Raw genomic sequence first — 12,598 nt, 5'->3', positions numbered from 1 at the left:
CAATACCGATACCGACTCGAACTTTAGAGTTCATCAGCTACCCAACCCCAGATGCTGCCAGGTCTTCAGGGTAAGTTGGTGCGCTTGCTCCATTGACCATTTCTGGCCGTCGGCGAACAGCGGTTTGATGCCGTTCGGTTCGTACCATCCCTTAGCTTGTCCATTAGGCTTGGTCTTGTTCCAAATGTGCCTGACTACTGCCGAGAAGTCCTCGGTAAGTGGGGTGCTGCCCTGGTGATTAAATAGTGTATCAGGAGCGCAGTACACGAGACACTCCATGAAGTAGCTCGGCAGTGCCCCGATTTGACCTGCGGCAACGAGATCGTTCTCAACACGCTTTAGAATGCGCACCATCTGTTTATAGCGCTTGCCAGTGCGGTTGTTCTTAGCAACGCCATTCGAATACTGTTGGTCGGGGTAATTGATAACCCACTCGCCATCCGTACGACGTGTGGTGGTGCCTTCGAAGTAGCGCACCTTTCCTTGCGCATCGTAGTAATATCTGCGGTGTTGAAAGGACGGTACGACATCTGCCTTCACGCGGCCACCGTTCTCGGCAATCTCAATGGCTGTCGAGCCCGAGGTGTCACAGTCAGTGCCGTAGGCAGAGCGCATTGCCTTTTCGAGCTCGGTCCGCAAACTGGCATTGTCGTATCGCTTGCAAGTGACAGGGCGGCGAATGACTTTGTCACCATCGTGCAAGGCACCGTCGTTGAATTTGTGGAATCCGCCGTGGACGACTGCGATATCGACATCACTGTCAGCCCGCACGTTGGTGTTGTTCTTATAGGAGCCTTTGGGTAGGAAACCCAATGAGACGTCATCGAAGCCGCTCCATGCGCTAACAGCAGTACGAACCATACGCTCTGCTCGCTCTTGCTTTTCCTGTTCTGTGCTGCTCGACCGCGCCTTGTAGCGGGCCAGCTTTTCTTCTAGTGCGGTCACGTTTTCTCCCCGTTCGCATTTACTCGCATTATGCGCTTAGTGAATGATTTTTACAAGCATCTAAACGAGTGAGACATTACCTCTCATAATGGGACGGAAGGGAGCAATCACTAGCGCCGTGCGTAGTGGGTTCCGATGTTCTATGTCGCACGGCCGGCACTGGGGTGGTGAGCTCAACCTGAGCCGCGAGAGTCGGTTCGTTGCCTCCGATTTTTTTGACGGCTAAAGCGACGGCAACGACACCAAGTACCCACGCGCGCGCCTGCACACCCATAGCGTGTCTCACCTCCGTCACGCGACTGCTGTAGAGACTGTCCTGATGCTTCGCGCCTAGTTCTGGTACCAGCATTCGGGGGTTCGAATCCCTCCATCCCAGCCACGAAAAGTCACCGCGTAACCTCGGTGACTTTTTTGGTTCTTCAGAGAACTGGTCGCTCAAGGCGGCCATTTTTTGGGTTTGACGGCTAACTTGACGGCTACCGTTGCCGTCAACCACAGCCACCACCGCCTCAAGGCTTTCGCTCTTATCCGTTTGCTGCGTCTCTACGACGACACCCTCCATCAGTTTCAAAGCCTCACGGCGTGAGTCCATGGTGTCGTGCTGATAGATCTGCTGTGTAATGGCAATGTCGCTATGACCGAGGATGAGCTGTACATCACGAGCTGGAATACCGAGGTTCTTGAGGATCGTTGCCGCCGTGTGCCGGACGTGGTGCAGTTTGATGCGTCGGATACCGTGACGCAACAGGATGGTCTGAAAGGCGCGAGTGAAGTTGTAGGGCTCGATCATTCGCCCTGTCGAGGTGGTGAATACGAGGCCCGTATCTTGTGACAGGTGGCCGTACTCTTCCTGGTGCTTGATGAGTCGTGCAGAGATGGCATCTAGCAGCGGTAAATCCCGTCGCCCTGCATGGGTTTTTACAGGCCCCTGTTGCACTTCGCCATTGGCGCGGAAGACTTGCTGACGGACGTGGATAACCTTGTTGGCGAAGTCGATATCCTGCCATCTCAAACCGATTGCTTCTCCGCGACGCAGTCCGTAGAGCGCTACGAGCAAGAACGCTGGAAACCATTTGTGGCTCTCGGCAGCCGTGACGAAGCGGATGATTTCTTGGGGCGTCCACGGAACAATATCTGTTTCCTGTTTACCGGGCAGCTCTACGAGCATCGCCACATTACGGGATACGATCTCTTCACGCATTGCTCGCGTAAGTGCCGGGCTTAACGTTTCCCGCAGCATCTGCACTTTACGTACGGACAGACCGTCGGCTAACCGCTGGTTCAAGAAGCGTTGAACCAGCGGAACGGTAAGCCGAGTCAACGGCACCGTGCCGAGTGCGGGCTTGATGTAGAGGCGGACATTAATTTCGTACAGCTCGTATGTCGTTGGACGTCGGTTCGGCTTGATTACCTCTGCAAGCCAGTAGTCTAAGTAGTCTCCAAGTTTCCACGCCTTATCTGCGGCAGGGATGCCCTGTTGATCCTTCGCTTTTGCCTCAGTCAGCTTGCCGTGAACCTCGGCGCGGGTGGCGCCATAGACGCGCACCCGCTTCTGTGTCCCGCTGGTCGTAAGGACGTAAACAGCACCCTCATATCTCCCATCCTTGCGACGGTAGATCGTGCCCTCGCCGTTGGCGTTACGGCGAGCCATCAGGCAAATGACTCCCGCGAAATCCGCTGAATGTAGGCGCGGAGTGCTTCGGCCGGAACAAAGCGTCGCCGCCCGATACGCACCGAGTCAAGTCGTCGCGACCGAAATAGGTCGTACAGCTTCCACTGGCTGATCCGCAGCTTCATACGGGCCTCACGGGTCGTGAGAAGCTGAATCGAGTCGGCCAGGCTGCGGGCGTCGTTGGTTGGAGTATTTTCTTCTCTCATATTAAGTACCTCCTTTAGTTGTAACTTACTTGGCTGTGTTTGTTAATGGGTTCGGTGGACTTCGGCATTGTGGTTTCTGCATCATGCGGCGCTTCCCTGGGGTGCGTCGCTTATGAGCGGCCCGCCCGTGTGGAGAAGCCCGACTTCAAACAGCTCGTGTGCGTCGTGGGCAAGCTTTCGGATCACGGACTGGATGCGGTCGCGTCGGTGGTCGTCTTTCACGAGCCACACCACCTTGGGGAAGACGCCGCGCCACTGCTGCTCGACACCGGAGCGCCAATACTCGATGTACCGCTGTGACTTGCGCTGGATGGTCGGCAGCGTCTCCGTGCTCAGGTCGACTTCCACGAAGACGCTACGTTCAAGGGCGGCCGTGCCGATCCGGATGTACGCGTCGGGCTTGACGACGACCAGCTCGCCGCCGGGGCCGGTGTGGTGACGCCACGCGTTCGGCTCGGCGTCGAAGGCCAGGAGGTCGCCGCGACCACCCCAGTGCTGCTCGACCAGTTGAACGTAGAGTTCTGACACTCCGAGCATGTGGTCTTGGAAGTACGGCTTCGTCTCCCAGACCCGGCGACGCTTGCCGCCGACCGGGCCGCCCGTGTCGACGACGGCTTGTCCAAGACCGCTCAGCCCGTAAACGAACCCCGACGACCCAGCGCGGATGCCGCCGATGGTGCGGGACAGCCGCACGACGACACCATGCCGGTGAAGGCGCTTCATCAGGAACTGTGCGCGGCGCGTCCTGGCACCGGGTGACCCATCCGCAAAGAACAGCCGTTGTATCTGTCGCAGACTCAGCAGTCGGACGCGTTGCAGTGCGCCGAGCACGGCAAGGTCACGCTCACTGAGACGCTGACGCAGACGAGCCACCCGCGCGCCGGTAGATGGAGACGGCCTCATCGGAGACCTTCTCTCGATGAGAGTTTCTTTGGTGCCGGTAGCCCAACAACAGGGAAGTACCGACGACCGCGAACAACACGACAAGAAGGTCGAGGCGAACCAGGGAAACGAACCATCATCATGGCTGCCTCCGTGGCACCTGCCCTATGGGTGTGTTGGGTGTCGAGGGTTGGCCTTGCCAGCGCTGGAGGAGTTGCTTGTCGAGGCCCTGGCCGTCGACCCCGTACCGCCCCGCGCTCTCGCGTCGAAGGTCGGCCGGATCACTGACAGCCGAGCCGTCACCGCGACGCGTACGGACTATGAAGGGGTCGCTCGGGCTCTGGTTGACCAGGACTTCGGCATACGCCTCGTGTGCGCCCAGCCGGGTTAGATCAGCGGCCACCAAGCCGCCGCCAAGCACCGCCGCAAGCGGTGCGGCGTCCTCGGTGCTGGGACGGAAGGCGACACGGTTACGGGCGTTCGCCGTGAATCCGGCGCGCATCTTGGCGGTGAGCTGTGCGAGGTGCTGGTGCGCCACCGTGAGCCCGACGCCAAGGCCGCGCGCCTGGGCAAACATGTCGCCGAGGTCCACTGGCAGCCGTAGGTAGTTTTGCACCTCGTCGATGACGACCATGGCCGGCTGCCGCTTGGTCGCAGGCATCAAGGCGCGTCGCTGCATCGCCTGGTAGAGCTGTGTCACCAGCAGCGCGCCGACGAGCTGTGCCGTCTCCGTCCCGATGACGCCAGTGTTCAGGTTCACCAGCACGATGCGCGGTCGTTGGAACAGCTCGTCAAGGTCGAACCGCGGGTGGGCTTGACCGAGCAGTCTTCTGATTGGCGTCCGCGTCAGGAAGGCGCGGGTCTTGTTGAGGACTGGCGCGACCACCTGTTGCCGCTCCGCTTCCGAGAGGCTGTCGTACCAACCGAAGAACGGCGCCAGGACGAGCGGATCGCTCACCGCTGCGAGCGTGCGACGCCGGAACGCCGCGTTGGTCAGCAGGACAGGCAGGTCGGCCAGTGTTCCGTGATCGCTGCGTGCCAGTGCGACGAAGGCGTGCAGAAGCACGTCACTGCTTCGCGGCCCGATGCTGCCCCCGTACAGCTCGTGGAATAGGTGTAGCAGGTGGTCGGCTCGTTGCTCCGCACCACCGACCGGGCCGGCCAGCGGGTTGAAGCCGACGACCTCGTCGGCCGAACCCGGTTCGATGACCACGACGTCCTTACGTCGCTCCGCAGGCACGCCGGCCAGGATGGCTTCTACCAGGTCGCCGCGCGGCTCAAGAACGAAGACACTTCGGCCTGCGCGGATGTCGGCAAGCGTCCACTGCTCCAGCAGCGTTGACTTACCACTCCCTGTCGGTCCAATGACGTGCGTATGGTGCAGCGCGCTCTCTGTCGGCAGCCTCACCAATTGGTCGGTCTGACCTGGATGCAGGCCGGCCCCGAGCACGCGCTCTGTCGGTTGGTGCTGCGCCTTCACCGGTAGCAGCAGTGACGGAGGTGCCGGGTACTGACGACCGTGGGCGGCACCGAGTGAACCGCTGCCATCTACCGGCCAGCCAAGGACGGTTGCCAGTTCGGCGACATTCAAAACGCCAGCCCAACGCGCCGTGGTGGCGTGGTCGAGCTGGCGAATGGTGTGGGTGGTTGGTCGGGATATTCTGAGTTCTGCGTGAGCGGCGTTGGTCAGACGGAGCGCGTCGCTCAACATGCGCGTGGCGGCGCGGGCTCGTTCGGGATTAGCGGAACGAGCACCGAGCCGCCCGTGTACCGCGAACAGCGGTTCGGCGGCCTTCTGCTTCCAGCGACGCTTGTCTTCTGTGGTCTCGTGAGCGGCGGCGACGAGACCCAAAGCACGAGCGACGCTGAACGGTTCCGTCCTCGTCCTTCGCTGCTGCACCGGCCCGATGACCCACTGGACAACGGCCGACTCACCTTTGCCGAGGCCGCTCACGACCTCCAGGAGCCCGGCGGTGACGGCTGGTGCCACCTCTGTACGAAGCGGCTGAGTGGAACTGGATGGCCACACATCCATGACGAGGTGAGGGGACGGCCGCCCCGGACGATCTAACGGGGTGAACACCAGGCTGGGCAGTTGGGCGCGTAACTGCGCGGGCAGCTCCTTGCTGATCCGGTGGTCGACACCGAGCAGGTAGCGGACACTGCCCATCTTGGCGCGGAGTTCAAAGACGGTGGTGGGCGTTCGCTTGCGCCAGCCGACCAGTGGCCGGGTGGCGAGTGGTTGGAGCGTCTTGACCACCTCGGCGGCAGTCAGCTCGTGCGGGAAGTGCACCTCGAACCAATGCAGACCCGAGGGCGGATGGCCTCTCGGCTTAGGGTTGGTAGCTTGATGTTTCATAGACTCCTCCTTTCAGCATTACTTGCTTCCAGTAGTCAGGCACCACAAAACAGTCCTCACGGTGACTACCGTGGGGACTTGTGCTTTTGGGCGCACGCGACTTGTCGTGGAAGTTGAGCGGCGGCTGTCGGCGTTTCTGCTCGTCAGCGCTCGCTCTCATATTCCACTATGGGGAATCTAACGGGGTGGTTCAACGACTTTGGTGCAAGCTACAACATCTACGCGAACAACCGGCAACCCCTGGTAGGAGTGGGGTTGGGCGCAATGAGACGTAAAGCAGGCCAAGGACTGTTGGGTACGCAAACCCCAATGAAGCATTTTGGCATAGCGAGCTTAATGGTTGATGAGTTCAACTATTTAGGCTGCCAATAAAAATTCCAGCCGTAGGGCTGGAGCCTCTCCCGCAGTTTCTCGCTTGGAAGATATGGGCGATTCACCGCGCCGAAAGCTCACCGCAAGTTAATCAATATCGCGCCAATAATATCCCTCACATTGGCGCCTCTCGCTATAGCGATGCCGCCCCAGGCCATAGTCACCCCGATAAGGAACAGCGCGACAATGAAACAACCCGTGATCCAGTCTGATACTTGAGGCAAGAACGTGGCGGCAAACAGCATGACGCCTACACCGCAGGCGGTCAAGATGACACTAAAGATGATTCTTGATAATTTCTTCATAATTTCCATTCATTGATAGTTGTGCTGCGGTTGCCCGCCGACTCACGAAGAGTCGGCGGGCAACCTGGGTGCAGGTACTAGCTCTGCTGACCTGAGCCACCGGTACGGCGGCCCTTGTCTCGGGTGGCGCCACGGTTGGTGCTCCCCTGACGGGTGCCCTCGGAGTTCAGCTGTGACTGGCCGTAGTTCCGCTGGGTTGTGGTGCTCGACTGCTCCGGATTGATCGGAGCACTGGCGACGGTTCCGGCGATCCCGGCCGCTGCGACACCGCGAGCGATCCGACCCGCACCACCGCGACGCGGTGAACGCGGCTCCTTGCCGCCCGGCCAGCGCCAGCCGTCCCGCTCGACGTAGATCTTCGCGATCTCCAGGTCGTCGAGGTATTCGACATTCCCGTACGGATTGATGAGCTTGTAGCCCCTGTTACCCACTTCGGGTGTCCCTTCTCGCATATTGCTAAGCGAGGTTGGATCGGTACTCGATCAACGAGTAAGGCCAAAGATTCCCTTAACCTGCACTTAGTTATGACAGATTCAACGAATTACGCAAAGAGTAGAATTTACAACATCCGATTACGGGGGTAACGAGAAAGCCCGCCACCTAGCAGGTGGCGGGCAGTCCTCACGGTCGTCTGTGGCCGCTACGCGCTAACGACCCGAGCGTTCCGGACCGTCGCGAACGTCTGTTCATGGATGATGGCGAAGTTGTACGCCTCAAGCCAATTCGTGAAGACGGTTCGGCTCTTTGACCACGGTCCGTCAGGCCGGTGCAAGAACTCAACGTGGTACGTCTCGGTTTCCAGAAGGAGCGTTACCAGCTCCGACGGAACCGACTTGGTGAAGCCGCGCCTATCCGGCATACCAGTGAGCAGCGCGTCCCCACTGATGTAGACCTGCCCGCGGAGTTCCTTGGCGTGCTGCCACAACAGCAACGTGGCTCGCTCGTTGAAGGGCAGCGACCAAAGCATCGCGCCGTCATTCGAGAAGATCGAGGCCGGCGGGCTGTCGAGGTTATGCGCCTCGAACTTGCCTTCCACGATGCCCTGCATGACTTCCAGATTTTCCGCGTCAACCTCGACTTTTACGATCGGGGTGTCTTCGTCGGCAGGAAAGAGGATGCCAGTAATCATGCGACCACGTACTTTCTCACTCGTGGGACTGATTCACTGGGGCGCCGGATTGCGCCCCAGTGGGCAGCTCAAGAGCGAGTGATTTGTTAAGGAGATGAGCCCCGCCCCGATGACCCTTGCGGATCACCAGGACGGGGGTTCCGCCTCAACCGCCGGGAGCGGTGGCGGGAGGCGGAGTAGGGGTGCTACCCGTTGCCGTTGCCGACACGGGTACCAGGAACGCGGCCACGGGTGCCACGAGCGTTCTTCAAGACCTCAGCCATGTTCGGCGCGGCCTTGTTGAACTCCTCCAGCGGGACGTACACGTCTTGCTTGTTGCCGTTCGGCATCGTGACTTCGAGAATCACGAGGTCCGTGCTGATGTCCGCGAACTGCTTGAGTTCCGGTACGAGCACGTCGAGTGCCTTGGGCTGGTCGATGTCCGGGTGTTGCCGGACAACCACAGCAGCGAACTGCTTGTCGTCGCCCTGCTTACCGGAAAGGTCAGAGACCTTTTGGCTCACGATGGCCATTTCTGCTCCACTGGTTTTGTAGGTTCCGGGCTGGATTGTTCCTGGCCCTACATCCATTTACGCATTACCCGCCAGGGGTTTCCATAGAGTTTGACGGAACCACAACACCGGTGCGAACAGGTGTCAAGGAGAAGCGTGACGATCGGAAGCGAGGCTATTTTGCGCCTTTGATATATAATTGAACGTAGAGAAATACCCATGACAGCCAAGAAAGAAAGCACACCAGCACCAACCCAGCGCCTAGCCTCAAAGGTCGAGGCTGTCAAAGATGATGTGGGCACAAAAAAATCCAGCCCCGCCACCATTACGATGCAGGACTGGATTCAACGTGAACTGGCCAAGGCACCTCCTCTTACAGAGGAGCGCCGAAAGAAAGTTACACGATTACTGCTCGGGTGAACGCCACACTGGCTTGGCCCGTTCCGCTTCATACACGCCGCTCTTAGGATTGCTGGCAGGCATGATGACGATGGCTTCAAAGATTTCACCGATGATTGCTTGTTGGCGCTCAAGCCCAATGTTGTCCCATTCATCCGCAGCGGTCGTAACCTTACGCTTCGTTCGGACGTGCTTGGCCGCCTGCACCTGAAGGACCTTTTGTTCATCCTCTAGCTCTTTGATGGAGGGGAACACGAGCGAACCCGACATCGCGCCTGTGCGGTAAGCGGTCATCAATTCGGCAATCTTGACGGTCACCTCATCGAGCCGCGCTTGACCCTCGAAGACCTTCTCTTCAACCGCGTCGATCGGTTGGCTGAGGTACGCCAGCACCAAGGCAGTAATCTGCTTGTCAAGCCTGGGGCCGGAGATTGCCACCCTGGCGCAGCCGCCAGCATCAACCGACTGGCAGTTGTACATGAAGAAAGTCTCAGTCTTGCGAGTGCGCACCATGCGTGAGCCACACAAACCGCAGCGGAGAAATTTGCTGAGGAGCGCTTTGGTTGGCTTCCGTCGTTGTCCGGGCTTGGTTGCCAACTCCTTGCAAAGTGCCCGCCACGTCGTCTCGTCTATCAGGCCACCGTCGACGCGCTTGATCGGCTTCCCATCTTCACCGATCAGCAGCTCTTTGCGGTAAACAGCAAGGCCAGCAATGCCGGGGTGGATTAGGATTCGGCGCACGGTTTCCCCAGTCACGCGACCACCGCGCGCCGTCGTGATGCCTTTCGTACGCCATTCATCGGCGAGCGCCGTTGGCCGTACGCCTGCGAACACGTCCTCTATCGCCTTGAGTGTAATAGCTCCTTTCTCTTCGTTGATGGAACCATCCTTGTTGCGATAGAAGGCAGGGTAGTTGCTGTAGATGTTTCCCTTTAGCGCTTCGTCACGATAGAAGTCAGTGACGCGCTTTACGGTCTTGGCGCTGGAGTTGTTGGCAACGGCGACCAACATACGTGCGACGGTCTGACCATCAGGATCGGTAAGATCAATGGTCATCGAGGGTGTCCACAGCACGGGCTTAGGACGACCCTTTTTAAAGTAGGCATCGCAGTACGCCTTGATGACCCGCTCAAGGTCTGTGTTCTGGCGAAAGATGCGGTCGAGATCCCAACCGGCTAGGCCGTCGCTCTTGTTGTCGATGAAGTCCCGGAGCCACGCTTCGAAGTCGTCACGAAAGACTTCCGGCTTAAAAGCCGACTTGTCGTTGTCGATGTAGTCGCGCGTAAGGACGGCATCCCGTGACGCAATGAAGGGGTGCACTGTCCGGAACTGACGATCTATGCCAGGAGCCCGCTCTTCATCTGTATCAGAGATGCGAGCATAAGGGCTGACTCTTAACGCTGAATTTGTTTCTGAATTAATCCTATTCACAAGATCAATTTTAATACAAATGGGTAGTTATTGAAATGTTGAGAGGTCTGAACGCGCATTGGACGGCGCAGACGATGGCGGAGGAGTTCGGCAGGCTGCGTACGGCGGCGGAGATGCCGGACCGGACCCGGCCTTGAGGGCCTGCCTCAAGTGCCTGCCTTGGGTGCGCCTGCCTCAAGGGCCTGCTGGGCTGGGGCTTGCGGGAGGCGTAGCCGGAAGCACGCTCCGAGCGTCCGGGGGGTGAGGGCGAGGGTGCCTTGGTGGCGGTGCGCCAGGTCGCGGGCTATGGCGAGGCCCAGGCCGGTGCCGCCGTGGTCGCGGGAGCGGGCATCGTCGAGCCGGACAAAGCGTTCGAATATGCGCTCGGCGTCCTCGGTGGGCACGCCCGGTCCGTCGTCGTGCACCGTGAGGACGACCCAGGCGTCCTGGTTCCGGACGGTGATCTGGATGCGGTGCGCGGCGTGGCGGGCGGCGTTGTCGATGAGGTTGCGCAGCAGCCGTTCGAGTTCGTCGGGGTTTCCGCGTGTGTGTGCGGGGGCGGTGCTGTCGCAGGTGAGGGTCAACGGTCGGTCGTTGAGGGGGTATTGCTCGGTCAGCCGGGAGGCGAGGGCTGTCAGGTCGACGGTCTCGGGCGCGGCTGTGGGGGCGCGGGTGTCGAGGCGGGCGAGGAGCAGCAGGTCCTCGGCGAGGGCTTGGAGGCGGCGGGTCTGCCGTGCGGCGGTGGTGGCCGCGGCGGGCCAGTCGGTGCGTTCAGGGTAGGCGAGCGCGATTTCCAGGCTGGCGAGCAGTGTGGTGAGGGGGCTGCGCAGTTCGTGGGCGGCGTCCGCGACGAAGCGGCGTTGCCGGGCGGCGGCGTCGTCGAGGCGTTGGAGGGTGGTGTTGATGGTGGTGGCCAGGGCGGTCAGCTCGTGTCCTGTGGCGGGGACGGTGACGCGTTCGCGGGGGTCGCTCGCGGTGACCGAGGCGGTGAGGACGCGGATGGCTTCGACCGGCCGCAGCGCGTTCCGGACGGCGAAGTAGGCGACGGCGGCGATCAGTACGAGGCTGACGAGCCCGGCCCGGAGCAGCAGGCGGTCGGTGGTCCCGGTGATCTGCTCGGTCGTGTGCGGGAGCACCACCACATAGACCCGCAGCGTGGCGTCGGCGGTGACGCCCAGAGCGGCGGCTTTGTCGCTGTCGAGATCATGGATGTCGGAGGTGAAAACCTGCTGGGTCCCGCCGGCGATGTCGAATATGTCCTTGGAGTCGTAGTCGGGGTTCACGGGCAGGCGGACGGTGGTGGGCAGCAGTTCCCCGGGCTCTCCGGGTTTCGGCGGGGTGGGCATCACGTGGTGGGTGCCGGGATAGGCGTCGGCCAGGGCGCCGCCGGAAGCGACAGCGGTGCGCCGGCCGGTCGCGACGACCTCGTAGGGTACGACGCCTCCGGAGTTGGGAATGACGCCCTGCCCCACCTGGTCGGCGAGTGACCAGAGTTGCTGCTTGGCCTGGTCCTCGGCGATCTGCTTGCTCCGGTGTTGGACGTCGTGGTGCAGCCACCAGCCGATGCCGACCAGGATGACGGCGGTGGCCGAGGCGGCGGCCAGGGCCGTGCGGGCCCGTACCGAACGCGGCCACCAACGCGGCCGCCGGTCAGTCGCGTTCACGGTCGTCCACCAGCCGGTAGCCGGTACCCCGTACGGTCTGCAGTGACCGTCGGCCGAACGCGGAGTCCACCTTCTTGCGCAGTGCGCTGACGCGCGCCTCCACCAGGTTGGGATCCAGGGCTTCGTCGGGCCACGCGTGATAGAGCAGATCCGTTTTGGAGACCGCCTGGCCCGCCCGGCGGGCCAGCAGCTCCAGCACGGCGAACTCCCGTGGTGTGAGTTCCACTCGGGCCCCGGCCCGGCGGCAGACCCGGCCGGCGACGTCCAACGAGAGGTCGCCCACGGCGAGTACGGGCGGTGCGACCGTGGCGGCTCGTCTGACCAGGGCCCGCAGCCGTGCGACGAGCACCATGTAGGAGAAGGGTTTGGCCAGGTAGTCGTCTGCCCCCGTGTCCAGGGCCTCTGCCTGGTCCCAGTCCCCGTCCTTGGCGGTGAGTACCAGGATGGGGGTCGCGTTGTTCTCCCGGCGCAGTTGGGCGCAGACCTTGTAGCCGTTGAGTCCGGGCAGCATCAAGTCCAGTACGACAAGGGCGTATTCGCCGGTCCGGGCCATCCACAGTCCCTGTCGGCCGTCATGGGCGAGGTCGACGCTGTAGCCCTCGGCGGTCAGACCGGTGTGCAGTGTGTGGGCAAGGTCGATCTCGTCTTCGACCACGAGGATGCGCATGCGGTGCAGCCTCGCACAGCGCCGGCCCGCTTTCCTGATCGGCCGGTCAGGTTGGGTCAGCAGCCGGTCAACGAGGTCCGGGCACGCTGGCGGAGTA

General features: G+C 61.2%; 13 protein-coding genes and 1 pseudogene. 2 read left to right on the top strand and 12 right to left on the bottom strand.

Annotation, left to right across the window (positions count from 1 at the left end; translation table 11 throughout):
• Positions 1-33: 33 nt before the first annotated feature.
• The 9 genes from ACFT9I_RS27110 to ACFT9I_RS27070 all read right to left on the bottom strand — a co-directional run bounded on the left by ACFT9I_RS27110 (position 34) and on the right by ACFT9I_RS27070 (position 8,382).
• On the bottom strand, positions 34-945 hold the full coding sequence (locus ACFT9I_RS27110) for a nucleotidyltransferase (protein WP_382568389.1): 912 nt from the start codon (positions 943-945) through the stop codon (positions 34-36).
• 76 nt (positions 946-1,021) lie between these two features.
• On the bottom strand, positions 1,022-2,596 hold the full coding sequence (locus tag ACFT9I_RS27105; protein WP_382568387.1) for a tyrosine-type recombinase/integrase: 1,575 nt from the start codon (positions 2,594-2,596) through the stop codon (positions 1,022-1,024).
• Complete coding sequence (locus tag ACFT9I_RS27100) at positions 2,596-2,823, bottom strand: helix-turn-helix domain-containing protein (protein WP_382568385.1); 228 nt, start codon at positions 2,821-2,823, stop codon at positions 2,596-2,598. Before ACFT9I_RS27100 ends, ACFT9I_RS27105 begins: the two co-directional genes overlap by 1 nt.
• Positions 2,824-2,904: 81 nt before the next feature.
• Complete coding sequence (locus ACFT9I_RS27095; RefSeq protein ID WP_382568384.1) at positions 2,905-3,654, bottom strand: replication-relaxation family protein; 750 nt, start codon at positions 3,652-3,654, stop codon at positions 2,905-2,907.
• Between the two features lie 190 nt (positions 3,655-3,844).
• Positions 3,845-6,064, bottom strand: coding sequence for a type IV secretory system conjugative DNA transfer family protein (locus ACFT9I_RS27090; RefSeq protein WP_382568382.1), 2,220 nt, complete (start codon positions 6,062-6,064; stop codon positions 3,845-3,847).
• A gap of 449 nt (positions 6,065-6,513) precedes the next feature.
• Complete coding sequence (locus ACFT9I_RS27085) at positions 6,514-6,750, bottom strand: hypothetical protein (RefSeq protein ID WP_382568381.1); 237 nt, start codon at positions 6,748-6,750, stop codon at positions 6,514-6,516.
• 68 nt (positions 6,751-6,818) lie between these two features.
• Positions 6,819-7,172: a hypothetical protein gene (locus ACFT9I_RS27080; RefSeq protein ID WP_382568379.1), complete on the bottom strand. Its 354-nt coding sequence runs from the start codon at positions 7,170-7,172 to the stop codon at positions 6,819-6,821.
• Positions 7,173-7,381: 209 nt separating this feature from the next.
• Complete coding sequence (locus ACFT9I_RS27075; RefSeq protein ID WP_382568378.1) at positions 7,382-7,870, bottom strand: DUF3846 domain-containing protein; 489 nt, start codon at positions 7,868-7,870, stop codon at positions 7,382-7,384.
• A gap of 185 nt (positions 7,871-8,055) precedes the next feature.
• Positions 8,056-8,382 carry a hypothetical protein gene (locus ACFT9I_RS27070; RefSeq protein WP_382568376.1) on the bottom strand — a complete coding sequence of 109 codons (327 nt, stop codon included), beginning with the start codon at positions 8,380-8,382 and terminating at the stop codon, positions 8,056-8,058.
• A 198-nt stretch (positions 8,383-8,580) separates the two neighbouring features.
• On the opposite strand from ACFT9I_RS27070, the gene ACFT9I_RS27065 reads away from it, so the two are divergent.
• Positions 8,581-8,781, top strand: coding sequence for a hypothetical protein (locus tag ACFT9I_RS27065; protein WP_382568374.1), 201 nt, complete (start codon positions 8,581-8,583; stop codon positions 8,779-8,781).
• On the opposite strand, the gene ACFT9I_RS27060 is transcribed toward ACFT9I_RS27065, so the two are convergent.
• Positions 8,767-10,191 carry a recombinase family protein gene (locus tag ACFT9I_RS27060; RefSeq protein WP_382568373.1) on the bottom strand — a complete coding sequence of 475 codons (1,425 nt, stop codon included), beginning with the start codon at positions 10,189-10,191 and terminating at the stop codon, positions 8,767-8,769. The genes ACFT9I_RS27065 and ACFT9I_RS27060 overlap by 15 nt on opposite strands.
• A 44-nt stretch (positions 10,192-10,235) precedes the next feature.
• Between ACFT9I_RS27060 and ACFT9I_RS27055 the strand changes: the two are divergent.
• A pseudogene (locus ACFT9I_RS27055) lies at positions 10,236-10,328 on the top strand (mismatch-specific DNA-glycosylase); the annotation flags it as partial.
• A gap of 9 nt (positions 10,329-10,337) precedes the next feature.
• On the opposite strand, the gene ACFT9I_RS27050 reads toward ACFT9I_RS27055, so the two are convergent.
• Together ACFT9I_RS27050 and ACFT9I_RS27045 are read right to left on the bottom strand one after the other, a co-directional pair.
• Positions 10,338-11,834: a sensor histidine kinase gene (locus ACFT9I_RS27050; protein ID WP_382568371.1), complete on the bottom strand. Its 1,497-nt coding sequence runs from the start codon at positions 11,832-11,834 to the stop codon at positions 10,338-10,340.
• On the bottom strand, positions 11,821-12,501 hold the full coding sequence (locus ACFT9I_RS27045) for a response regulator transcription factor (protein WP_382568369.1): 681 nt from the start codon (positions 12,499-12,501) through the stop codon (positions 11,821-11,823). The genes ACFT9I_RS27050 and ACFT9I_RS27045 overlap by 14 nt, the downstream gene beginning before the upstream one ends.
• Between the last annotated feature and the right edge of the window lie 97 nt (positions 12,502-12,598).

This window comes from Streptomyces sp. NPDC057137, from assembly GCF_042670825.1.
GTDB lineage: Bacteria > Actinomycetota > Actinomycetes > Streptomycetales > Streptomycetaceae > Streptomyces.
This window is presented reverse-complemented; position numbering and strand designations above follow the sequence as displayed.